The 23,262-nt window shown below is 42.7% G+C and carries 21 protein-coding genes and 1 pseudogene; 14 read left to right on the top strand and 8 right to left on the bottom strand.

The window, feature by feature from the left end:
* Window positions 1-27: 27 nt before the first annotated feature.
* From aat to infA, 3 genes are all read left to right on the top strand, one after another.
* Window positions 28-735 (top strand): leucyl/phenylalanyl-tRNA--protein transferase, encoded by a 708-nt coding sequence (gene aat / locus DXX93_RS09720; protein ID WP_116007929.1) that lies wholly within the window; start codon window positions 28-30, stop codon window positions 733-735.
* Between the two features lie 59 nt (window positions 736-794).
* Complete coding sequence (locus DXX93_RS09715) at window positions 795-1,505, top strand: arginyltransferase (protein ID WP_116007928.1); 711 nt, start codon at window positions 795-797, stop codon at window positions 1,503-1,505.
* 114 nt (window positions 1,506-1,619) lie between these two features.
* On the top strand, window positions 1,620-1,838 hold the full coding sequence (gene infA / locus DXX93_RS09710) for a translation initiation factor IF-1 (protein ID WP_093328826.1): 219 nt from the start codon (window positions 1,620-1,622) through the stop codon (window positions 1,836-1,838).
* Window positions 1,839-1,954: 116 nt separating this feature from the next.
* On the opposite strand, the gene clpA is transcribed toward infA, so the two are convergent.
* Entirely contained in the window at window positions 1,955-4,216 is a 2,262-nt protein-coding gene (clpA, locus tag DXX93_RS09705) for an ATP-dependent Clp protease ATP-binding subunit ClpA (RefSeq protein WP_116007927.1), read from the bottom strand.
* 31 nt (window positions 4,217-4,247) lie between these two features.
* On the bottom strand, window positions 4,248-4,568 hold the full coding sequence (gene clpS, locus DXX93_RS09700) for an ATP-dependent Clp protease adapter ClpS (RefSeq protein WP_116007926.1): 321 nt from the start codon (window positions 4,566-4,568) through the stop codon (window positions 4,248-4,250).
* Window positions 4,569-4,781: 213 nt separating this feature from the next.
* On the opposite strand from clpS, the gene cspD reads away from it, so the two are divergent.
* On the top strand, window positions 4,782-5,003 hold the full coding sequence (gene cspD, locus DXX93_RS09695) for a cold shock domain-containing protein CspD (RefSeq protein WP_116000172.1): 222 nt from the start codon (window positions 4,782-4,784) through the stop codon (window positions 5,001-5,003).
* 167 nt (window positions 5,004-5,170) lie between these two features.
* Here the strand turns inward: cspD and icd are convergent, their stop codons facing one another.
* The 4 genes from icd to DXX93_RS09675 form a co-directional block, all read right to left on the bottom strand.
* Window positions 5,171-6,424 (bottom strand): NADP-dependent isocitrate dehydrogenase, encoded by a 1,254-nt coding sequence (icd, locus tag DXX93_RS09690; protein WP_116007925.1) that lies wholly within the window; start codon window positions 6,422-6,424, stop codon window positions 5,171-5,173.
* Between the two features lie 241 nt (window positions 6,425-6,665).
* Window positions 6,666-7,322: an SGNH/GDSL hydrolase family protein gene (locus tag DXX93_RS09685; protein WP_181902187.1), complete on the bottom strand. Its 657-nt coding sequence runs from the start codon at window positions 7,320-7,322 to the stop codon at window positions 6,666-6,668.
* Between the two features lie 131 nt (window positions 7,323-7,453).
* A complete protein-coding gene (locus DXX93_RS09680) occupies window positions 7,454-8,119 on the bottom strand; it encodes a LysE family translocator (RefSeq protein WP_116007923.1) in 666 nt (221 codons plus the stop codon).
* Window positions 8,120-8,342: 223 nt separating this feature from the next.
* Window positions 8,343-10,574: an NADP-dependent isocitrate dehydrogenase gene (locus DXX93_RS09675; RefSeq protein WP_116007922.1), complete on the bottom strand. Its 2,232-nt coding sequence runs from the start codon at window positions 10,572-10,574 to the stop codon at window positions 8,343-8,345.
* A gap of 134 nt (window positions 10,575-10,708) precedes the next feature.
* Between DXX93_RS09675 and DXX93_RS09670 the strand changes: the two are divergent.
* The 8 genes and pseudogenes from DXX93_RS09670 to DXX93_RS09635 all read left to right on the top strand — a co-directional run.
* Window positions 10,709-11,350 (top strand): annotated as a pseudogene (locus tag DXX93_RS09670) (rRNA large subunit pseudouridine synthase E); the annotation flags it as partial.
* Between the two features lie 188 nt (window positions 11,351-11,538).
* Window positions 11,539-12,039, top strand: coding sequence for an NUDIX hydrolase (locus tag DXX93_RS09665; RefSeq protein ID WP_116007920.1), 501 nt, complete (start codon window positions 11,539-11,541; stop codon window positions 12,037-12,039).
* A 90-nt stretch (window positions 12,040-12,129) separates the two neighbouring features.
* The gene (mnmA, locus tag DXX93_RS09660) at window positions 12,130-13,287 is read left to right on the top strand and encodes a tRNA 2-thiouridine(34) synthase MnmA (protein WP_116007919.1); all 1,158 of its coding nucleotides are present in this window, start codon (window positions 12,130-12,132) and stop codon (window positions 13,285-13,287) included.
* 5 nt (window positions 13,288-13,292) lie between these two features.
* Window positions 13,293-13,910 (top strand): high frequency lysogenization protein HflD, encoded by a 618-nt coding sequence (gene hflD, locus DXX93_RS09655; RefSeq protein WP_116000164.1) that lies wholly within the window; start codon window positions 13,293-13,295, stop codon window positions 13,908-13,910.
* Between the two features lie 100 nt (window positions 13,911-14,010).
* Entirely contained in the window at window positions 14,011-15,378 is a 1,368-nt protein-coding gene (gene purB / locus DXX93_RS09650; protein ID WP_116007918.1) for an adenylosuccinate lyase, read from the top strand.
* Between the two features lie 144 nt (window positions 15,379-15,522).
* Window positions 15,523-16,683, top strand: coding sequence for a cupin domain-containing protein (locus DXX93_RS09645; RefSeq protein ID WP_116007917.1), 1,161 nt, complete (start codon window positions 15,523-15,525; stop codon window positions 16,681-16,683).
* 4 nt (window positions 16,684-16,687) lie between these two features.
* A complete protein-coding gene (locus tag DXX93_RS09640; RefSeq protein ID WP_116007916.1) occupies window positions 16,688-17,149 on the top strand; it encodes a GNAT family N-acetyltransferase in 462 nt (153 codons plus the stop codon).
* 244 nt (window positions 17,150-17,393) lie between these two features.
* Complete coding sequence (locus tag DXX93_RS09635; protein WP_116007915.1) at window positions 17,394-18,428, top strand: Leu/Phe/Val dehydrogenase; 1,035 nt, start codon at window positions 17,394-17,396, stop codon at window positions 18,426-18,428.
* A gap of 104 nt (window positions 18,429-18,532) precedes the next feature.
* Here the strand turns inward: DXX93_RS09635 and DXX93_RS09630 are convergent, their stop codons facing one another.
* A complete protein-coding gene (locus DXX93_RS09630) occupies window positions 18,533-19,318 on the bottom strand; it encodes a sterol desaturase family protein (RefSeq protein WP_116007914.1) in 786 nt (261 codons plus the stop codon).
* A gap of 145 nt (window positions 19,319-19,463) precedes the next feature.
* Here DXX93_RS09630 and DXX93_RS09625 point away from each other — a divergent pair, with 145 nt between their 5' ends.
* Both DXX93_RS09625 and DXX93_RS09620 read left to right on the top strand, forming a co-directional pair.
* Complete coding sequence (locus DXX93_RS09625) at window positions 19,464-21,341, top strand: winged helix-turn-helix domain-containing protein (protein ID WP_181902186.1); 1,878 nt, start codon at window positions 19,464-19,466, stop codon at window positions 21,339-21,341.
* Window positions 21,342-21,359: 18 nt separating this feature from the next.
* Window positions 21,360-21,896 (top strand): DUF924 family protein, encoded by a 537-nt coding sequence (locus tag DXX93_RS09620; RefSeq protein WP_116007912.1) that lies wholly within the window; start codon window positions 21,360-21,362, stop codon window positions 21,894-21,896.
* A 6-nt stretch (window positions 21,897-21,902) separates the two neighbouring features.
* On the opposite strand, the gene DXX93_RS09615 is transcribed toward DXX93_RS09620, so the two are convergent.
* A complete protein-coding gene (locus tag DXX93_RS09615) occupies window positions 21,903-23,123 on the bottom strand; it encodes a cystathionine beta-lyase (protein ID WP_116007911.1) in 1,221 nt (406 codons plus the stop codon).
* Window positions 23,124-23,262: the final 139 nt, after the last annotated feature.

Here is a 23,262-nt window from a genome sequence, read left to right as displayed (position 1 = left end):
GTCGTTCTGAACAAGTAATCCACGTATATGAGCCAAACTATTTCCTTTATTCATCCCAGTAGTTTGGCTTTTCCTCCTTTAGAGTCCGCCTTAACTGAACCCAATGGTTTACTCGCTGTTGGCGGTGACTTAACCCCGCAACGTTTAGTGCAAGCCTACAGCGAAGGGATATTCCCGTGGTTTAGTGATGGTGAGCCGATTATGTGGTGGTCACCCGACCCGCGCGCCATCATTCCCACCAGCGATATTCGCATTAACCGCAGCCTGCGCAAATTCTTGAATAAAACCCCTTATCAAGTATCAATCAACCGTGCTTTCGATCAAGTGATTGAACTATGTGCTGATGCGCCATTTCGTCATGATGAGACTTGGATCGTGCCTGAGATGATGTCAGCTTATCGTCAACTGCACTTGTTGGGACACGCCCATTCTGTTGAAGTCTGGGATCAAGAAAAGCTGGTAGGTGGTTTATACGGCGTCGCTATCAATGGATTCTTCAGTGGTGAGTCGATGTTTTACAAGGCTCCTAATGCTTCTAAAATTGCATTGGTGACGCTTGCCAAGCAGCTAGAAGCCCAAGGTATCACTTTTATTGATTGCCAAATTACCAACCCTTTCCTAGAAGACATGGGCTGTGTTGAAGTAAGTCGTAGTAAATTCATAAAGCAGAAACAAGCAATGCAAAGTGTTTCGCTTACTTGTGGTTTTTGGACGCCACGTATTGTTAGTTATTAATAGTGAGTCGTTATTAGCAATTATGGATAAGCAGTTATAATTTAGCAGAGGTATTGCTAATGATTTATGATTTTCGCTTGGGAATTAGTAAAGAGTTTCCGTGCAACTATTTACCCGGCAATCAAGAGCGCTTGTTAATTGTGGTTGATGAACTCAATGAACAAGCGAAACAATACGATTACTTAATGCACCAAGGCTTTCGTCGCAGTGGCGAGCAGGTCTATCGCCCGCATTGTAAAACTTGCCAAGCTTGCCAATCCGTTAAAGTCATGGTGCAAGCCTTTACGCCAAGTAAAAGCCAAAAACGCTTATTAAAGAAAAATCAGCATTTAACACTTGTTAAAAGCCGCCAGCCTAAAGACGCCTACTACCCGCTATTCGAGCGCTATATCAATGAGTTACATTCAGATGGTGCCATGTACCCTGCTAGCTTTGAACAATATCAGAGCTTTTTGTTTACCCATATTTGTGAGCAATATTTCATAGAGTTATACGATGGAGACAAACTGATTAGTGTCGCAGTAACCGATGAACTCCCCAGTGCGCTATCTGCTGTTTATACCTTTTACGACCCTGATTATCGCAAAAACGGCTTAGGCATCTATTCGATATTGCAGCAGATACAGGTAGCACAATCACTCGGTAAAGAGTTTCTCTATTTAGGCTATCAGATCGATGATTGCCAAAAGATGAACTACAAAAACAAGTTCTTTCCCTATCAGCGCTTATACGGTAACCAGTGGCATATTATCCCAGGCCAATCAAAATAGCGGCGAATATAAGGCGCTACGTGAAATAAATAGCCTAGGTGCTTTACTTTGTCATCACAATTGGGCATGATCTGCGCAGCTTTATATCCATGAACTTTAGAGGTTAAACGCCCAATGGCGAAAGAAGAAAATATTGAAATGCAAGGTACTGTTTTAGAAACATTACCTAACACCATGTTCCGCGTTGAGTTAGAAAACGGCCACGTTGTTACTGCACACATCTCAGGCAAAATGCGCAAAAACTACATCCGTATTTTAACTGGTGACAAAGTAACGGTTGAATTAACGCCGTACGACTTATCGAAAGGTCGCATTATTTTCCGTGCCAGATAACGTTTAAACCTTTCTTTTAAAAAGCGTTAAAGAATTATCTACAAAAAAGCCCTGATATTTCAGGGCTTTTTTGTGTTTAGAGTTACTAGCTAGTACACGAGCAGAGAATTGGCAGCTTAATGCTCTACCAATTCTTTTTTGTTGCTTTCGGTTTTGATCACTAGCTCATCTTTTTTGTTAACGGTGACTTTAACCACGCCACCGCCCACTAACTCTCCAAACAACAATTCGTTTGCTAGTGGCTTTTTGAGCTGTTCTTGAATTAAGCGCGCCATTGGCCTCGCCCCCATGTTTTTGTCATAACCGCGCTCGGCTAACCAAGACTTAGCATCTGCACTTAACTCAAGCGATACACCTTTTTCGTCGAGTAAGGCTTGCAGTTCGACAATAAACTTATCAATCACTTGATAAATAATATCGGTATCAAGGTGGTTAAACCAAACAATGTTGTCTAAGCGGTTTCTGAACTCCGGCGTAAATACGCGGTTGATTTCATCCATCGCGTCTAAACTGTGGTCTTGCTGCTTAAAACCAATCGACTTACGAGTGGTTTCGGTCACACCCGCATTAGTCGTCAGTACTAAAATCACGTTTCTAAAATCAGCCTTACGGCCATTGTTGTCAGTCAAGGTACCGTGATCCATCACTTGCAACAAAATGTTATAAACATCTTGGTGGGCTTTTTCGATTTCATCCAACAGCACAACCGCGTGTGGATGCTTGATTACCGCATCGGTTAGCAAACCACCTTGCTCATAACCGACATAGCCAGGAGGTGCACCGATTAAACGACTCACCGCATGTTTTTCCATGTACTCAGACATGTCGTAACGCAGTAATTCAACACCAAGAATTTTCGCGAGCTGTTGCGTCACTTCCGTTTTTCCGACACCCGTTGGCCCCGCAAACATAAATGAGCCAATTGGCTTACTCTCATTGCTTAGCCCCGCTCTTGACAGTCGAATAACGGAGGTGAGTTCGTCGATGGCTTTGTCTTGACCAAACACCACCAGTTTTAGGTTGCGATCAAGGTTTTGCAGGTTATCTTTTTCTGAACTAGACACAGATTTTTCTGGAATACGTGCCATTTTCGCAACTATCGACTCGATATCGTTATTGTTAATCACTTTTTTGCGCTTCGATGGCGCAACTAACTGCTGCTTGGCACCTGCTTCATCGATAATGTCGATGGCTTTATCCGGCAAAAAGCGCTCGTTAATGTATTTGTCGGCTAGCTGCGCTGCGGCTTTCAATGCTTTATGGGTATAGCGAATGCCGTGATGGCTTTCGTACTTCTCTTTCAAACCTTGTAAAATTTTAGTGGTATCGTCAACACTTGGCTCAGCGATATCAATCTTTTGGAAACGACGAGCTAGCGCGCGATCTTTTTCAAAAATACTTTGATATTCTTGGTACGTGGTAGAGCCTAAACAACGCAGTTTGCCAGATGACAACAATGGCTTAATTAAATTAGACGCGTCCATCATGCCACCCGACGCCGCACCCGCGCCAATAATGGTATGGATTTCATCAATAAATAAAATCGCGTTCGACTCTTTTTCAAGCTCTTTTAGCAGCGATTTGAAGCGTTTTTCAAAATCGCCGCGATACTTAGTACCGGCAAGTAGCGCCCCCATATCCAGTGAATAAATAGTCCCATCAACTAAAAACTCGGGTACTTTTTCACTGACAATCATGGCCGCCAAGCCTTCGGCAATAGCTGTTTTACCTACCCCAGCTTCGCCCACAAATAAGGGGTTGTTTTTGCGACGGCGACTTAACACTTGTAAAGTACGCTCTAATTCATTATCACGACCAATGAGTGGGTCGATATTACCTTTCTTCGCTTCTTCGTTTAGATTCACCGCAAAGCTTTCAACCACTCTTGGCTCTTCATCTTGCTGTTGCTCAACTTCTTCATGGCTTGCATTGTCACCATTATCAATTTTTGAGATACCGTGAGAGATAAAGTTAACGATGTCTAAGCGAGTAATATCGGATTTTTTCAGAATGTAAGCCGCTTGGGATTCCTGCTCACTAAAAATAGCAACCAGTACATTCGAGCCATTAACTTCATTTTTACCAGATGACTGCACATGGAATACCGCACGCTGCAATACCCGTTGGAAACCCAGCGTAGGCTGTGTTTCTCTGTCATCTTCACCCGCGGGAATGACAGGCGTTGTTTCACCAATAAAGTCTTCCAGATGCTTGCGCAGCTTTGACATATCCGCGCCACAGGCTTTAAGTGCTTCAACCGCGGAAGGGTTATCAAGCAAAGCTAATAATAAATGCTCTACCGTCATAAATTCATGGCGAGAATCCTTAGCTTGACGGAAGGCTAAGTTTAACGAAATTTCTAAATCTTTATTCAGCATAGATACTCCAGCTTACTTAAATCTTGCACTGTTACGCTTTTTCCATTGAACATTGCAATGGATGTTGATTTTCTGCAGCGTATCGAACAACTTGGTCTACTTTAGTTTCTGCTATCTCAGCAGAGTATGTGCCACATCGAGCTTTACCTTTGTAATGAATCGTTAGCATGATTTCGGTAGCCTTTTCAGAATCCATATTAAAAAACCTACGTAAAACTTCAACCACAAAGTCCATCGGCGTGTAGTCATCGTTTAGCAGAACGACGTGATAACGAGGGGGTTCCTCAACTCGTTCCTTTGTTAACTCCTCAGTGCCTTGTTGTGATTCGGTTAATTCTTTCCAGTTACTCATAAATCTATATTAGTCTCTACGCGTTAATTTTGCTGAACCTTTTTACGAAAAATAGGTTATTAGAAATTTGTAAAAAATACTGTAAATATCTTGACTATTTTGCCACATATTCTACGATTTACAGGTGGCTATTTTTTGGCCGCTGCGTTTATACGCATATGTTATGGGAAGCATACCTAAATTATACCGCAGGATATAGAAGGAAGTAGAAGTATGGCTCACGGTACGGTTAAATGGTTTAACAACGCAAAAGGGTTTGGTTTTATTCGCCCTGATGATGGTGGAGAAGACATATTTGCTCATTACTCTACTATTCAAATGGAAGGATACCGAACGCTGAAAGCGGGTCAAGATGTAAATTACGAACTAAATGAAGGCCCTAAAGGTCATCACGCGGCAAGTATAGTACCTATCGAACCTGAAGCGGAAAATTGATTTATTGCATAAATCAGTAGCGCTAATAAAAAAACACAGCTTATGCTGTGTTTTTTAATGTCTTTCTTTACATGCCGACGTATCGCTAAAGCTCAAGTAAAGATGTACAAGAGCCGCTGCTGAAAGGTATTCGTTAAAAAATAAGTTAGCGCAGCAGCAATGCCAGACTAACCCAGATGTTTGATAATTTCGTCACCAAATTCTGAACAAGACACTAGCGTTGCGCCTTCCATTAAACGCTCGAAGTCATAAGTGACGGTTTTCGCACCGATTGCACCAGACATGCCTTTAAGCATTAAGTCAGCCGCTTCTGACCACCCCATATGACGTAACATCATTTCAGCAGACAAAATCACAGAGCCTGGGTTAACTTTATTCAGGCCTGCGTATTTAGGAGCTGTACCGTGCGTTGCTTCAAAAATTGCCACTTCATCACTAATATTTGCCCCTGGTGCAATACCAATACCGCCAACTTGCGCCGCTAACGCATCTGATATGTAATCGCCATTTAAGTTCAGTGTAGCAATAACACTGTACTCTTCTGGACGCAGCAAAATTTGCTGCAGCATGGCATCGGCAATAACATCTTTAATAATGATCTCTTTACCGTTGTTTGGGTTTTTCATAGACAACCACGGGCCGCCATCAAGCAATTCTGCACCAAATTCATCGTGTGCTAGTTGATAGCCCCATTCTTTGAATGCGCCTTCGGTGTACTTCATGATGTTACCTTTGTGTACTAAGGTTACCGAGTCGCGATCATTGTCAATGGCATATTGAATAGCTTTGCGCACTAAGCGCTGCGTACCTTCTTTAGAAACAGGCTTGATACCAATACCACAATCTTGAGTAAAGCGGATTGACGATACCCCCATTTCTTGGGTCAAGAAGTTAATCATTTTTTCGGCTTGTTCAGTACCCGCTTTATATTCGATACCTGCGTAGATATCTTCGGAGTTCTCACGGAAAATAACCATGTCGACTGCTTCTGGGTGCTTAACTGGGCTAGGGACGCCCGTAAACCATTGCACCGGGCGCTGACAAACATATAAATCTAATACTTGACGAAGCGCAACGTTGAGCGAGCGGATGCCACCGCCGACAGGCGTTGTTAACGGCCCCTTGATACCTACGCGATACTCGCGAAACATGGCAAGCGTTTCTTCTGGTAACCAAGTTTCAGAATCATAAACTTCGGTCGCTTTCTCACCAGCGTATACTTCCATCCAGCTTATCTTTTTCTCGCCTTTATAGGCGATATCTACCGCGGCATCGACAACCTTGCGCATGGTTGGCGTGACATCAATGCCAATACCGTCACCTTCGATAAAAGGAATAATTGGATTATTCGGTACTGTTAATCGACCGTTTTCGATGGTAATTTTTTGCCCGTCTGCTGGAATTGTTATTTGCGAAGACATAAGGCTCTCCCCTGAAATGCTGAGTTATTATCACTAGGTACGCTGACCACAGGTGTAACCTAAACGAAAAAGAGTAATGACACTAATTTTTCAAAATCGATAGCCAATATAAATGTGATGAATAAGTAAAAAACTACATTCCATCTGCTTTTAATAATGACCAAAACGCCTTAGGTTCACTCTAAGAATAACTACCCATCTAGAATAAACCAAGCAAAAAACTCTGTTATTTGAGAATTATTTAGCGAGCTTTTGGCTTTGCTAAATAATTATCGACAATGGTTTTAGCAATCGCCATACTAGCGGTTTCGTTTGGGTGAAATCCGTCTGCCGTGAAGTGACTTGGCTTGGGAATTAATTGATAGTTGACTACGGTAAATTGCTGCGATGCGCGCTTTTGTAATTCACTCGTTACTGCATTTAAACGACTGCTGCGAAAGCCTAACACGTCCGCAAGCGGTTTTTTTAAGAGCGGGAAGCGCTCTAACGGTGGAATAGCGAGCAGTAAGATTTGTTGCGGCCGAAATTTGTGTTCAATTAACGACATCAGTTCCATAAGTTGCATTGACCATTTACCGCTCGACTTAAAGCTTTTTGCATCATTAACACCAATAGAAATGATGACATAATCATATGCTTCTGTTTGCTGACGCTTCATTGCGGCTTGCAGTTGCTCAATTTTATCACCGGATTTAGCCAATACAGACAGTTTAACATCGACTTGATGCCGTTCACTTAGCTGGCTGGCAATATGACCTGCCAATGCATCTTTTAGTGCCCCTATACCAACACCTGCGGCGACCGAATCTCCTATCACGGCAACGTTTAGCACTTGCTTTTTACCAGCAACAACTGGCGGCTCTACCACAAAGCAACGTTCGCCAGATGCTTCTGGCAAGCGAGTTGCTATTCGTTTGGTATGTATGCCTTGCAATACCCATACTGGAGCGCTGAGCAGCGTATAGGTGTACTGAAAAAGCCTAGCGTTAATCATCAAATAAAGTCAGAGTTTTTTAGTTTAAAATAGAGCTAGTTAATTTTACTGGTCAACACTTTTATGCCCATGAGCAACATAGCACCACCTAGCACTCTGTCTAGCCAGTGGCCAAATTGTTGAAACCGATTGTTTATTTTAGGTCGACTTAACAGCATGACGACAGTGGCAAACCATGCAAACTGCAATATCATCATCCATACGCCATAAATAGCGAGCTGATACAGTGGCATATCGGGTGATAGCACCATAGTAAACAAGGCAACAAAATAAATAGGTGCTTTGGGGTTTAACGCATTACATAAAAAGCCTTTCGCTAACGTTCTGCGAGAAGCGAGCTGTTCCACAGTATCAGGTGACTTACGCGCAATGCTATCTTCGCTTGCGCTATTGGAATTATTTAAGCGCTCCAACTTTTTAGCTTTTAAACCCTGAATACCAAGGTAAATCAGGTAACTCCCACCCACTAACTTTATACCCCACAAAATGGTTTCTGAACTGGCGATAATCGCGGCTAACCCTAGTGATGAATACACAATATGCACCGCTAGCCCTAATGCAATGCCCAAGCTACATAACAGACCAGTTTTCTTTCCATGTAAAAGCGTTTGCTGTGAGACCAGCACAAAGTCAGGACCAGGTGATGCTGCTGCAAGTAAGTGTATGGTCGTGATCAGTAATAAGCCTTCAGACAGCTCCATGCTTCTTCCTTGTTTATCTCGTTCACAAGCGAGTTAATTCAAGCTTTGTCATACGTCTTTTGATTTACTTATGTTTATTATGTGATGTCAACCCCTGTTAACTCAGAACTACACATTTTCAAAATAAACCATCGTGAATTCAAACACTGAGCTTTACTGTAGGCGAAAAAAAGCCCGCAGCTGCGGGCTTAATTATGTGAATTTTATACTTGCTAACTTGACGTTATAGCAGCGTAGATAAAATCGTATTTAGTGTGTCACTTGGACGCATGGCTGTTGAGGCTTGTGCTTCATCAGGGAAGTAGTAACCACCAATATCCATTGCAACGCCTTGTGCATCGTTTAATTCAGCAACAATCTTCTCTTCTTGCTTAGTTAACGCCTGCGCAACTGGGCCAAATGCCTGTGCTAACTCAGCATCTTTGTCTTGTGCAGCCAATGCTTCTGCCCAGTAAGTTGCTAGGTAGAAGTGAGAGCCACGGTTATCTAGCTCGTTAACACGACGCGATGGCGACTTGTTCTCTTGCAAGAATTTCGCTGTTGCCGCATCTAAAGTATCCGCTAGTACTTGTGCTTTAGCGTTACCGGCAAAGTTTGCTAAGTGCTCTAAAGAAGCCGCTAGCGCTAAGAATTCACCTAAAGAATCCCAACGTAAGTGGTTTTCTTTTTCAAACTGTTGAACGTGCTTAGGTGCTGAACCACCAGCGCCCGTTTCAAATAGTCCACCACCGTTCATCAGCGGTACAATTGATAGCATTTTCGCTGACGTACCTAACTCTAAAATTGGGAACAAGTCAGTTAAGTAATCGCGTAACACGTTACCCGTCACAGAAATCGTATCTTCGCCTTTTTTCATGCGCTCTAGTGAGAACTGACAAGCATCAACTGGTGCAAGAATACGAATATCCAAACCATCAGTGTCGTGCTCTGGCAAGTACTGGTTTACTTTTTTGATTAACTCAGCATCGTGTGCACGGTTTTCGTCTAACCAGAATACTGCAGGCATGCCTGATAAACGTGAACGATTAACCGCTAGTTTTACCCAATCTTGAATTGGTGCGTCTTTCGCCTGACACATACGGAAAATATCACCCGCTTCCACTGCTTGCTCAAGTAATACTTGACCAGCAGCATCAACTACGCGAATGGTACCGTTTGCTGCAGCCGTGAATGTTTTGTCGTGTGAGCCGTACTCTTCCGCTTTTTTCGCCATTAGGCCAACATTTGGTACGGTACCCATAGTCGTTGGATCGAATGCACCGTTTTCACGACAAAAATCAACAACTGCTTGGTATACACCCGCATAGTTACGATCTGGAATCGTAAACTTAGTGTCTTTTTGCTTACCGTCTGGACCCCACATTTGGCCAGATGCACGAAGCGCTGCCGGCATAGACGCATCGATAATAATATCGCTTGGTACGTGTAAGTTAGTAATACCGCGATCTGAATCAACCATCGCCATTGGTGGGCGAGTTTCGTAAACCGCTTGTAAGTCAGCTTCAATTTCAGCTTGCTTTTCAGCAGGTAAACGACCGATTTTCGCGTAAACATCGCCAATACCGTTGTTAGCATCAACACCTAATTGGTCAAATACCGCAGCGTGCTTTTCAAACACGGCTTTGTAGTAAACTTTTACACAGTGACCGAAGATGATTGGGTCTGATACTTTCATCATGGTTGCTTTCATGTGCAACGAGAAAAGTACATCTTCTTCTTTCGCTTTTTCGATTTCTTGTTCAAAGAAAGCAACGAGTGCTTTAGCGTTCATGACTGACGCGTCAATCACTTCTTTGTCTTCAAGGGCAATATGCTCTTTTAACAAAGTCACATCACCATTTTCAGCGACGAATTCGATATTCGCGTGTGTTTCACCTGCGATAGTAGTCGATTTTTCACTACCGTAGAAATCACCTGCATCCATGTGTGCAACGTGTGATTTTGACTCGCTTGACCAAGCGCCCATCGAGTGTGGGTTGTTCTTTGCGTATTGTTTTACTGAGCCCGGTGCACGGCGATCAGAGTTACCTTCGCGAAGTACAGGGTTAACAGCTGAGCCTAATACTTTTGCGTAAGTCAGTTTGATTGACTCTTCCGCTTCACTTTGTGGCTCTTCTGGGTAATCAGGTAAGTTATAACCTTTCGCTTGTAGCTCTTTAATCGTTGCTTGTAATTGCGGAATTGACGCACTGATATTTGGTAGCTTAATAATATTGGCTTCTGGTGTTTTCGCTAATTCACCTAATTCTGCCAGAGCATCGCCAATGCGTTGCTCTGCCGTTAAGTACTTAGGAAAATTAGCAATTACACGACCAGCTAACGAGATATCACGAGTTTCGACATCGATGCCTGAAGACGCCGTATAAGCTTTAATAATAGGTAGTAACGATTGAGTCGCCAGTGCTGGCGCTTCATCAGTAATGGTGTAAATGATCTTTGATGTATCTTTACTCATTGATAATCCTAGTTTCGTTAAGAACGTGCCACTAAGCTCGTGACAAACTCAGCAACAAAAATTTTTTCGATGGCGCATATTACTTAAAAACAAACTACTTTAAAATAGCAAGCACCGAACCAAGTATTAATTTTATAAGGCAAGAAACGTTGACACGCCTCAACACACACGCCAGAACAAGGGCTAAAGGTCAGTTTTCGAACAAGAATAGACCAACGAATAAAAAACCAGAAATTAATGAACAAAATCGAAAAGTTGTGTTATTTAACAAGCCCTTTGATGTGCTTTGCCAATTTACCGATGATCAGCACCGCCAAACGCTGAAAGACTTTATCCCTATTCCAGAGGTATACGCAGCTGGCCGGCTTGATAAAGACAGTGAAGGCTTATTGTTACTGACTAATGATGGCAAGCTACAACATAAAATTGCGAGCCCGAAATTTAAAGCGCCGAAAACCTACTGGGTACAAGTGGAAGGTGTGCCAAGTGACGATAAGCTAAAAGCACTTCGCCAAGGCGTGGTGCTAAACGATGGTCCAACTAAGCCTGCGAAAGTAAAAATTATTTCAGCGCCAAACGTCTGGCCGCGTAACCCACCAATTCGCGAGCGCAAGAATATCCCGACCACTTGGCTGGAAATTGTTATCACCGAAGGTCGAAATCGCCAAGTTCGACGTATGACCGCTCATATTGGTCATCCTACATTGCGGTTGATTCGTTACGCTATCGGTGAATGGACATTAGACAATATCGCCAATGGTGAATTTGTCTTGGTCAAATCAGCACAATCACAGAGCCATATCGATAAATTTAAACGTCAAGATGCAGAGCATCCGCCTGCCAGCAAACGTGATGATAGTCGTTGCCGCAGTAGCGCCAAGGTCAAAAAGCCAAACAACACTAAGCTTCATCTAGCGAAAAAACCTAAGAACATCAATAAAAACAATAACAAAGCGAGAACTTAATGCAAGATCACGGTGCTACCCAATTCAAACCCAATACAACAATTGCCGCTATTGTGCATTACCAAGGTAAATTTCTCTTAGTCGAGGAAGAAGAAAACGGCGCTACGGTTTTCAATCAGCCTGCTGGCCATTTGGAAGCAAACGAAAGCCTTATCGCTGGTGCAAATCGTGAATTATTGGAAGAAACGGGGCTAGTTGGCGAGCCTGCTTATGCTTCTGGCATTTACTACTTTCATCGCTCTGAGTTAAATCTTTATTTTTTACGCTTTTGCTTTGTCTACGAGTTAAGCAATTTAGCCCAAATCGATTCGGATAAAGAAGACAGTAAGTGGCCTGTCTGCCAGCCACAGGATAGCGATATCATCGCTTGCCACTGGTTTACCCTAGAAGAAATTAAAGCGATAAAAAATCAGCTTCGTAGTCTTATGGTACTTGAATGTATTGAAGACTATTTAGCTGGGCATAAGATATCGCTATCTATGCTAAAAACTAACCTATAAAACTGAATGGAGGCGACTTGTGGCCTCTATGCTATAAAAAATCCCTATGCTATAATTCGGCGCCTTTTTTCTATCGTGGTCAATTAATTAATGTCATCTATTGCAACTTCATCATTAGCCATCGCACCAAATACAAAGGCGCCACAAGACACGCGCGTTATTGTTGGTATGTCTGGCGGAGTCGATTCATCTGTATCAGCCTACTTGCTTCAGCAGCAAGGCTATCAGGTTGAAGGCTTATTTATGAAGAACTGGGAAGAAGACGACAACGACGAATACTGCGCCGCAGAAGAAGATCTAAAAGATGCACAAGCCGTGTGTGACAAGCTTGGCATCAAGTTACACACCATCAATTTCGCCACTGAGTACTGGGACAACGTATTTGAATACTTCCTTGCTGAATACAAAGCAGGTCGTACACCTAACCCAGACATCATGTGTAACAAAGAAATTAAGTTTAAAGCCTTTTTAGAGTTTGCTTGTGAAGACTTAGGCGCTGATTACATCGCCACAGGTCACTACGTGCAGCGCGAATATCGCGAAGACGCGAGCGGTGAAGGCAAATGGCATATGATCCGCGGTTTAGACAACAACAAAGATCAAAGCTACTTCCTTTACACATTAAGCCATAAGCAGGTAGGCCAAACGCTATTCCCTGTGGGTCATATCGAAAAGCCAGAAGTACGCGCTATCGCCGAAGAGGCTGATTTAATTACTCACAACAAAAAAGACAGCACGGGTATTTGTTTTATTGGCGAGCGCAAGTTTAAAGATTTCTTGCAAAAATTCTTACCAGCTCAGCCGGGTAAAATTGAATCTGCCGAAGGTGAAGTGATTGGCGATCACGATGGTTTAATGTACCACACGCTAGGTCAACGCAAAGGCTTACGCATTGGCGGTATGGCCAATGCCGGTGATGAGCCTTGGTATGTGGTCGACAAAGATTTAAAACGCAACGTACTGATTGTGGGTCAAGGTCATAACCACCCTCGCCTATTTTCAAAAGGCTTAATTGCGAATCAATTACATTGGGTAGATCGCAACGCGATCACAGCGCCATTTAAATGCACAGTCAAAACCCGTTACCGCCAGCAAGATGTAATCTGCACAGTAACGCCACTTGAAAATGATGAATATGAAATTTTATTCGATGAGCAACAAAGCTCAGTAACACCGGGCCAATCAGTGGTGTTTTACCAAGACGAAGTGTGCTTAGGTGGCGGCATAATTAATACACTAATTCGATAAGCGGTATGAGAGATCAAACTATCACTTTTGCGGCTATCTGCCAGATAGCCAGCATGGTACAAAAGCTTGCTCGTCAAGGGGAAATTGACGAGCAACAACTCGGCATGATGCTAAGCGGTATTACCAATACCTCGCCTGAAAATACACTAGCGGTATATGGCGGTAACTTGGCCAACATCAAACCGGGGTTACAGGTATTAGTCAGCCACCTTGGCGATCAAACGAAGCAAAAAGACCCAGAATTAACCCGCTATATCGTTAGCTTGTTAAATCTAGAGCGCCGTTTAACTAAAAATCGCAAGCAACTTGGCGTGTTGGGCGAACGCATTGACCAAGCCAAGCGTCAAAGTGGCCACTACGACGTAGACAGCAATACCTTACTAAACAGCTTTGCCAGCATTTATAGCGATATTATTAGCCCGCTCGGTGCGCGCATTCAGGTAGCAGGTGAACCTGCTATATTAAAGCAAGAAAGCAATCAGCATAAAATCAGAGCACTATTATTAGCTGGTATTCGTAGCGCCGTTTTATGGCGACAAGTTGGCGGCAAACGCCGCAATATTTTGTTTTCACGCACGAAAATACTGGCACAAGCAGAGCAATTATTAGGCGAAATTTACTAGGCACGTATGTTCATTTACTAGAATAAATTTCGCCAAGAAAAGTTTTTAACGTTCACACTTAATTAATAACAAACCAAAACATTTGTTGTAGGAAAAAACTATGGAACTTTCAGCATTAACAGCAATTTCACCGGTTGATGGTCGTTACGGCAGCAAAACCAAAGCCTTACGCCCTATATTCAGTGAATTTGGCCTAATCAAATACCGCGTTACCGTCGAAGTACGTTGGTTACAAAAGTTAGCAGCCACTGCTGACATCACGGAAGTTCCTGCATTTTCCGACGAAGCAAATGCAGTACTTGACACCATCGTTGCTAATTTCAGCGAACAAGATGCGCTACGCGTTAAAACCATTGAAGCAACCACCAACCACGATGTAAAAGCAGTTGAATACTTCTTAAAAGAAAAAATTGCTGATAATGCTGAGCTAAACGCGGTAACTGAGTTCATTCACTTTGCCTGTACTTCAGAAGACATCAACAACCTTTCACACGCGTTAATGCTTAAAGAGTGTCGTGAGCAAGTATTATTACCTGTTGTAGATGAAATCTTAGCGGCGGTTAAAGCATTAGCAGTAGAATACAAAACGATTCCTATGATGGCGCGCACGCACGGTCAACCTGCGTCACCTACCACCATGGGTAAAGAAATGGCGAATGTTTACATTCGTTTAAAACGCCAACGTGAACAAATTGCTCAAGTTGAGTTATTAGGTAAAATCAACGGTGCTGTCGGTAACTACAATGCTCACCTTTCTGCCTACCCTAACCTTGATTGGCACAACTTCTCAAATGAGTTTGTCACGTCATTAGGCGTTACTTGGAATGCTTTTACGACCCAAATTGAGCCGCACGATTACATTGCAGAATTATTTGATGCAGTAGCACGTTTTAACACGATTTTGATCGACTTCGATCGCGATATTTGGGCCTACATTGCACTGGGTCACTTCAAGCAAAAAACCGTTGCAGGTGAAATTGGCTCTTCAACTATGCCGCACAAAGTTAACCCAATCGACTTTGAAAACTCGGAAGGTAACTTAGGTATTGCTAATGCCTTATTTGCTCACCTTGCTCAGAAACTTCCAGTTTCTCGCTGGCAACGTGACTTAACTGACTCTACTGTACTTCGTAACTTAGGTGTTGGTTTTGGCCACGCACTAATTGCATACGCAGCAACACTAAAAGGCATCAGCAAGTTAGAAGTAAATGAAAAATCATTAGCGGATGAGCTTGATCAAAACTGGGAGCTTTTAGCTGAGCCAATTCAAACGGTAATGCGTCGTTACGGTATTGAAAAGCCATACGAGAAACTAAAAGAACTAACTCGTGGTAAGCGTGTAAATGCTCAAGTAATGCGCGAATTCGTTGCAAACTTAGATATGCCAGAAGCAGCTAAAGCAGAGCTTGCTGAGCTAACACCAGCAACTTATATTGGCCGCGCTGTTGCCTTTATTGACGAATTATAGCTGATGACTGTTAGCCAATAGGCTATGGTCAGAAATTGCTAACAGAAATTAAAAGATACAAAAAGAAGGCTTAGGTCTTCTTTTTTATTTGTCCCACTAGATAACGGATATGGGGCAACAGACTAGAAACCAGAGACAAAGAATATGTACACCATTAATTGGGGCGACTTAACCCCTGAATTATTTCTTGCCGAATATTGGCAAAAAAAACCACTACTTATTAAAGGTGGTTTTCAAGCCTTCCAAGATCCAATTTCAGCCGATGAACTAGCCGGCCTTGCGATGGAGCAAGAGCTTGAATCACGTATTATCGCCAACGATGGTTCAGAGAATGGCGCACAGACTAACTGGCAAGTTAAGCACGGGCCATTTGAAGGTTTCAGTGAGTTCGGTGAAGAAAACTGGACACTGCTTGTCCAAGCGGTAAACAACTGGTCAGAAACTACTGCTCAGATGCTCGAACCATTTAAGTTTCTGCCAAGCTGGCGTATCGATGATGTGATGGTAAGTTTTTCAACGCCAGGTGGCGGTGTTGGCCCGCATTTAGATCAATACGATGTGTTTATCACGCAAGGTGAAGGTAAAAGACGCTGGCAAGTGGGTTTGCCGGATGATTCATTAGCACAGTTATTGCCTCATGAAGACTTAAAGCAAGTATCACCGTTTAAGCCAGTAATTGACGCTATAACTGAGCCTGGCGATATTTTATATATTCCACCGAATCACCCACATGACGGTGTTTCCATTGATAATTCATTGAACTACTCCGTAGGCTTTCAAGCGCCGAATGGCCAAGATATGATTTCAGCCCTAGCGGATGCAGTCATTGATAAGCAATTAGCCGAGCATAGGTTTAATGATCCAGAGCGTACAGTCACCAATCAGCCAGAGTTACTTGCCACGGAAGATGTTAAGAAATTGCGGCAATTTATGTTAGCGCAAACAGGTGATCTCGATTTATTTAGCGATATGATTGCCACCTTTACGACACGCAGTCATCACGCACTGGAAGTGCTGATCCCAATGGAGCCATTTACTGAAGAAGCCGTAAAAGATTACCTTGCAGACCCAGAGATCTTTGTTCGCCCTGTATTAGGTGTAAAAGCGCTGATCAATGAGCAAAATGGTGATTTGTATATTAACGGTGATCGGATTTCATTAATCGAGCAAACACGTGATTTGGGTCAGTTATTAGCAAAAAATGTCGCTTTGACCACAACACAGCTGAAAAGTTTCACCAACTGTTTGAATAACACCCAAATGTTAACTAAAGTGTTAAATATGGGGTACTGGTATATCGATTAATCGAATGCAATACAGTGTATGTCGAGTTCCTTGGGAGCATGCCGCTCCCTTGCTGAAAACTGTTCGAGAGCGCGTGTTTATTTGTGAACACCGCATACCTAAGCATGTCGAATTTGATCGCAAAGACAGGCAAGCCATTCATATGTTAGTGTGCGACGATCTTAGTCAAGAACCCGTTGCCACTGGCAGAATTCTCCTCACTGGTGAAATTGGTCGCATCGCGGTCATCAAAGAGCACCGTAAACAACAACTCGATAAACTGGTACTGGCTGGTTTACTCAAAGTGGCCAAAGATCTCGACCTGAAAGAAGTGTTTATTCACAGCCCGTTAGATGCTGTCGAATACTTTATAAAACACGACTTTTGCCCCGTTGGCGCAGTATTTATGGAAGCTGGCTTACCTAAGCAGCAAATGGCCTGCGCGACTATGGATGCGGCCGTTAAAAAGTGCTACCTCAGTCACTGACGGAATAACGAATTCATGGCTTACAAAGCCGCTAAATATTGCCTAAAATTTCATACCAATTCTCGCGTAAAGCACATATTTTCTGAGCGGTAAATTTTTGTATTCAATTTTTAACACCTATTTCGCCATTAATTATTCACAACATATAGCATGACGTTTACGTAAGTGATAATGTTCGCGACACTTTCGTTATTACAAGTGTGTTAAGCAACAAGCTTACGCCTTGATTTCATGGAGAAATAAAGTGGCCTTTTTCGATTTAGTAGACTTTGACGATCACGAACAAGTCGTATTTTGCAGTGACGAGAAAAGCGGTTTAAAAGCAATTATCGCCGTTCACAGCACAGCCCTTGGAGCCGCCGTAGGTGGCTGTCGCATGTGGGATTATGCCACTGACGAAGAAGCACTCGTTGATGTGTTGCGTTTATCAAAAGGCATGACTTATAAAAACGCCATGGCTGGCCTTGCCATGGGCGGTGGTAAGTCCGTGATTATCGGTGATGCCAGCAACATTAAATCAGAAGCCTTGTTTAAAGCCTTTGGCCGAGCACTTAATGGCTTAGCTGGCCGATACATCAGTGCTGAAGACGTTAATATCACCACAAGTGATATCGCTATTGCTAATACGGAAACAGAATTTGTTGCCGGCGTCGAAGGCAAAAGTGGCAACCCAGCGCCATTTACCGCATTAGGTACATTTTTAGGCTTAAAAGCCGCGGTAAAACACAAATTCAAACGCGATGATTTAACAGGCCTAACCGTTGCCGTACAGGGCTTAGGTAGCGTAGGTTATTACCTGTGCGAGCATTTACACAAAGCAGGCGCCAAACTGATTGTTACCGACATTAATCAAAGCGCAATGGATAAAGCGCAAGCTGAATTTAACGCGCAAGTGGTTGGCTTAAACGATATTTACGATGTCGATTGTGATATTTACGCGCCATGTGCGCTCGGCGCAACCATTAACGACACCACCATTGATCGTATTAAGGCAAAAATCATCGGCGGCTGCGCGAACAACCAGTTAGCGGCACCAAAACACGATCAAGCTCTGGTAGATCGCGGCATTTTATATGCACCAGATTATGTCATTAACGCTGGCGGCATTATTAATATCTCGTTTGAAGCTGATTACTGCCCAGACAAAGCCACGAAGAAAGTGGAAGAGATCTACGATACTTTGCTGGATGTATTCACCAAAGCAGAAACCAGCGAAAAGCCAACCGGTATGATTGCCGATGAGATTGCTCGCCAGATAATCGCCAAAGGCGGCAAATAGTTATCACTAAAGGTGGTAAGTAGCTATCGCACAAGGCAAAAAGTAATTATCACCAAAGGAATAGAATAACTCCTCTCCCATAGTCTCACTAATCACCCTTCGCGTTATAGAAGGGTGGTTTTGACGCTTTCTGAATCTAGCTTATCGCTCACAATATCTCGAAACATAAGCATATCCCCTACTCTTTTTGAAGCGCCTTTGTAAAAGCCAACTTCTTCAATGAAATTTCTTGGGTTGTTGAAAGTACCAAAGATAATGTCAATTATTGGTAAGTCTGAATAGTTGTAAGCATGAACGCCACGACGATGATGAACAGAATGACTCTCTGGCCGCTGAATAAAATAACCTAGCCACTGAGGCGTTTTAATATTGGTATGTTGAAAAACAACTAAAAACATTGTGATAAACAAAAACCAAGTGATTGCTTCAGGTGATAGCCCTACGCCAACCGTTAACGCAAAACTGCCCACTAAAGTGAAACCTATCATGTCTAATGGGCTAAAATAAAACGCGCCAAACGTATCTACACGCTCTGCACTGTGATGCATCTGATGAAAGACACGCCAAAGTACTCGCGACTTATGCATACCTCTGTGCCAAAGGTAAATTAAAAGCTCAAAAACAAGCAGTGCAAGAAGAATTGAGATAATCGGATGCACGGACTCTAAACTAACAATCTGATAATAAGCTAAATAGGGATCCCACAACAAGGGCAGATAAGTTGCGAGATACAAGTAAAGTATGAAAAATCCTGCAGTTTTGATGTGCCAGCCCGGAACCCTAGCTAGCTGACGAGCAGGCCACAACACTTCTACCGTAATAAGCACCGCATAAATAATGAGTTGACCTATAGTTACAGGGTCAATTAACACTTCTAGTGGTGTTGGCATTGTCGCTCTCCTTTATTGCGTTTATTGCATCTATTTGCGTTTATTTTCATAAAAGGAGTTTGCGATGAAATCGCTTAGCAAACATAAGATCTCGGTAATATTTTGCTAACGATTAGCTAATATGACTGGAATACAGGGAAATCTAATGAAATATAGGTTCAATGACATTGAAGTTGACGCCACGCATTTCGTTATCAAAGTACGTGGTCAACAACAACCTATTGAGCCAAAAGTTTTTGATTTGCTGTTGTACTTACTAAGAAATCGTGATCGTTTGATATCTAGAGATGAACTGTTTGAGAAGGTTTGGCATGGTCGAATCGTTTCAGACACCAGCTTGAGCAACCATATTAAAAATATTCGAAAGCTAGTTAATGATGACGCAGAACGTCAATCTGTGATCAAAACTGTTCGCTCACGTGGTTATCAATTTATTTGCCCTGTCAATGAAATCAAAGTAGAGAAGCAAGAATCTAAGCCAAGTGCCCAAATGAGCTTTCTGTACACACTACTATTTTCACTAAGCAATAAGAAAAGACTGCTAACTTTCCTAGTTCTGTTAGGTCTCGTATTTTTGATAAATTGGGGCGCTAACTTTTATACCGATCGCGATAGCAGGCCCTATATTCTTGTTGTGCCTTTTTCAGTTTCGGGTGACATCCCCAATCATTTATCCCCATTTGCTGATCAAATTACGCGAGAAATAATTCAATCGCTTAGAAAAATTTCCGGTTTAAAGGTTGTGCCGCCACCGTCATCTTTTGCCTTCAAGGCTAATAAGACTCGCGATTTTATTAGTCAACGGCTTCCCAATATTGACTACGTGCTAGACGGAATAGTAGCTGTTGATAAATCAGGTACGATTCAAATCAATACAGAGCTTGAGCATTTAAACCGAGGCAATGTTATCTGGGATGGCAGCTATCAATTAACGTTGGTTAAACTCAACAGTTTTCAGCTACAAGAAGCAGTTGCAACGGCGGTATCCTCTTCGCTTAAGGTGTTGATGAATGAATCTGAAAAAGCTCAGTTAGCTGAACTTCCCACCACGAGTACCGACGCTTATAAACTTTATGTTGAAGGCCAATACCTGTTTTCAAAGATGACTCATAAAGCGATGATTAAATCGATAGAATATTTTTCTCAAGCAATTGCCTTAGACGCAGCTTTTGAAGCCGCATATCTCGCCAAGTCTAATGCTTATCGAGCGATCATGACACTGTACGAAAAACCCAAAGATGTTTTGCCTCATGTCGTTACATCTACCGTAGAGCTTTTGAAAATTAGCCCTGATTCAGCCATTGCCCGCTCTTCACTTGGTCTTGCTTATGTGCATACTTGGCTTTGGGCAGAGGCATGGAAAGTACTAACGGAAGCTAAACTTCGTCGTCAAGACATAATGCTAACCGAACTTGGCTTTGCTTTATATTTTTCGGCACTTGGTGAAGTAAAGCTAACAAAACAGTCGCTGGCAAAAGCAGATGCTCTTGACCCATTAAATGAAGAACTGGCTGAATGGGGAGCATGGTCGCTAATGATGCTTGGCGAACTCGAGGAAGCCATTAATTGGGGCGAAGAAAAAATGAAACTACACCCTAATAAGCCCTCACCAAAACTTAGCCAAGCAGTTGCTTTGTATATCAACGGAAATTACCAACAAAGCATCATACTTGCGCAAAAAGGCGTGAAACTAAGCAATCGTTCGCCATTGTCACTGGTTTTCTTGGCACAGTCTTTTGCTGCCATGGGTGACGAGCAACGTGCTTTGTCCTTGTTAACCGAAGCAAATCAAAGTAAAGCCTATGTTTGCCCCTATGAGTCGGCCATTGTTTACATACAACTTGAACAACTCGACAAAGCATTTGAGCTACTACAAGAAGCTGTTGAGTATCGTTCAAATTGCCTCGTTTTTATACGTAATGATCCACGCTTAGCGTCTGTGAGAAGCGACTCTAGATATCTTACGTTACTTGATAAAGTCGGATTAAGTGACATAGTAATAAAAAATTACCCCAGAGGATAATCAGACAAGGGCAATAATATGTTTGAAAAAGTCATCAATTTTTGGTTTCAAGAACTAGCCCCAAAACAGTGGTGGCAAAAAGACGAAGAACTTGATGCCACAATTGCAAAGCGTTTTGCAGGGTTGCACAAACAAGCGAGTGCCGGCGAATTATTTGCTTGGCGAGATAACGCCGAAGGCGCTCTAGCAGAAGTGATTGTACTCGATCAGTTTTCTCGCAATATCTATCGCGATACCCCACAAGCGTTTGCCTGTGATAATTTGGCTTTAGCGCTTGCACAATATGCCGTAGAAAAACGCTTCGATAATGAACTTACGGCTAAACAACGAAGCTTTTTATATATGCCATTTATGCACAGTGAATCTCAGCTTATCCACCAAGAAGCATTAAAGCTATACACCGCTTTAGGCAACGAAAATAATTTAAAATTTGAGCAGCAACACAAAGCAATTATCGACCGCTTTGGTCGCTATCCACATCGAAATAAAATACTGGGCCGAGCATCTACACTGGAAGAAATTGAGTTTCTTACCCAGCCTAATAGTAGTTTTTAATGTTGTTTAAGCTTTGCCTGCCAAGCGCTCAAAGCCTTTTGCAAGATCCTCTATCAGATCGTCAACATCTTCCAAACCAACATGTAAACGAACTAACGGCCCTTGATATTGCCAATCGGTGGCTGTACGCATTGCACCAACATTTTGTACCGCTAGAATCAAGCTTTCAAAGCCGCCCCATGAATAGCCCATTTTAAAATGGTGCATACCGTCCAAAAAAGCGGTGACATCCTTGGCAAATTCAGGTTTAACCACAAAAGAAAACAGGCCATTACTGCCTAAAAAGTCTCGTTTAAATTGTTCGTGCCCCGGGCATGACGGAAAAGCTGGGTGAAAGATAGTTTCCACTTCTTCACGTTCACTTAGCCAGCGGGCGATTTTAAGTGCGCTTTGTTCATGTTGCTTCATACGCACACCCAAGGTGCGAATACCACGCAGCGCTAAATAAAGGTCATCCGGTGAAGTGCACTGCCCCATAGTGTAGCTACTTTCTCGAAGTTGAGGCCAATGGGCCTCATTAGCCGTTGCCGTACCTAGCATCACATCTGAGTGCCCTACCACGTATTTTGTCGCTGCTTGAATCGACACATCTACGCCCAATTCAAACGGCTTTAAATTAATAGGAGATGCCCAAGTGTTATCTAGCAGTACAGAGCAGCCATGGCGATGAGCAACTTCAGAAATAGCTGGAATATCTTGCACTTCCATAGTCAACGACCCTGGCGCTTCTAGGAACACAAGACTAGTATTTTCACGTATTAAACTTTCAATATCAGCACCAATCACAGGATCGTAGTAAGTGGTTTCAACGCCCATTTTAGCGAGAATATTGTCGCAAAAACTGCGAGTTGGCTCGTAAGCCGTATCCACCATTAAAATATGATCGCCTGTTTTCACAAAAGCCAAAATCGCATTGGTAATGGCCGCAGTACCACTTGGGTATAAGGCACAGCCAACACCGCCTTCTAGCTCTGTCATGGCATCGCTAAACGCAAACGATGTACTAGTACCACGTCGACCATAAAACAATACTTGGTTCGCTTTGTTGGCAGTTGCATGTTTCATTTGTTTAACGCTATCAAACACAACGGTTGAAGCGCGCTGTACCGCTGGATTAACGACCCCATTCGTCCATTTATCACTGCGACCAGCATTGACGATTTTAGTATCTTGTTTAGGTGCGTTATTAGATTCGCTGCTTTGCTCTGGGCTTTTAGGATTAGACATGCGCTACTTCTTTTAGAATTTGGATAATTGAAATAAATTCATTGGCTATCTAGCCGTCTAAAGAATTTATACCTAGCTTAGTAGGAAAGCTCAAGAAGAAATGGTAGCTAGATTTGATTCCCTAAGATATTTATTTAAA

This window comes from Thalassotalea euphylliae (assembly GCF_003390335.1).
Lineage (GTDB): Bacteria > Pseudomonadota > Gammaproteobacteria > Enterobacterales > Alteromonadaceae > Thalassotalea_F > Thalassotalea_F euphylliae_B.
Note: the sequence above shows the minus strand (reverse complement) of the source record. Positions and strands in the feature narration are given on the sequence as shown.

Coding starts and splice junctions, on each gene's coding strand:
- aat (WP_116007929.1), top strand. CDS start 28: ATGAGCCAAACTATTTCCTTTATTCATCCCAGTAGTTTGGCTTTTCCT.
- DXX93_RS09715 (WP_116007928.1), top strand. CDS start 795: ATGATTTATGATTTTCGCTTGGGAATTAGTAAAGAGTTTCCGTGCAAC.
- infA (WP_093328826.1), top strand. CDS start 1,620: ATGGCGAAAGAAGAAAATATTGAAATGCAAGGTACTGTTTTAGAAACA.
- clpA (WP_116007927.1), bottom strand. CDS start 4,216: ATGCTGAATAAAGATTTAGAAATTTCGTTAAACTTAGCCTTCCGTCAA.
- clpS (WP_116007926.1), bottom strand. CDS start 4,568: ATGAGTAACTGGAAAGAATTAACCGAATCACAACAAGGCACTGAGGAG.
- cspD (WP_116000172.1), top strand. CDS start 4,782: ATGGCTCACGGTACGGTTAAATGGTTTAACAACGCAAAAGGGTTTGGT.
- icd (WP_116007925.1), bottom strand. CDS start 6,424: ATGTCTTCGCAAATAACAATTCCAGCAGACGGGCAAAAAATTACCATC.
- DXX93_RS09680 (WP_116007923.1), bottom strand. CDS start 8,119: ATGGAGCTGTCTGAAGGCTTATTACTGATCACGACCATACACTTACTT.
- DXX93_RS09675 (WP_116007922.1), bottom strand. CDS start 10,574: ATGAGTAAAGATACATCAAAGATCATTTACACCATTACTGATGAAGCG.
- DXX93_RS09665 (WP_116007920.1), top strand. CDS start 11,539: ATGCAAGATCACGGTGCTACCCAATTCAAACCCAATACAACAATTGCC.
- mnmA (WP_116007919.1), top strand. CDS start 12,130: ATGTCATCTATTGCAACTTCATCATTAGCCATCGCACCAAATACAAAG.
- hflD (WP_116000164.1), top strand. CDS start 13,293: ATGAGAGATCAAACTATCACTTTTGCGGCTATCTGCCAGATAGCCAGC.
- purB (WP_116007918.1), top strand. CDS start 14,011: ATGGAACTTTCAGCATTAACAGCAATTTCACCGGTTGATGGTCGTTAC.
- DXX93_RS09645 (WP_116007917.1), top strand. CDS start 15,523: ATGTACACCATTAATTGGGGCGACTTAACCCCTGAATTATTTCTTGCC.
- DXX93_RS09640 (WP_116007916.1), top strand. CDS start 16,688: ATGCAATACAGTGTATGTCGAGTTCCTTGGGAGCATGCCGCTCCCTTG.
- DXX93_RS09630 (WP_116007914.1), bottom strand. CDS start 19,318: ATGCCAACACCACTAGAAGTGTTAATTGACCCTGTAACTATAGGTCAA.
- DXX93_RS09625 (WP_181902186.1), top strand. CDS start 19,464: ATGAAATATAGGTTCAATGACATTGAAGTTGACGCCACGCATTTCGTT.
- DXX93_RS09620 (WP_116007912.1), top strand. CDS start 21,360: ATGTTTGAAAAAGTCATCAATTTTTGGTTTCAAGAACTAGCCCCAAAA.
- DXX93_RS09615 (WP_116007911.1), bottom strand. CDS start 23,123: ATGTCTAATCCTAAAAGCCCAGAGCAAAGCAGCGAATCTAATAACGCA.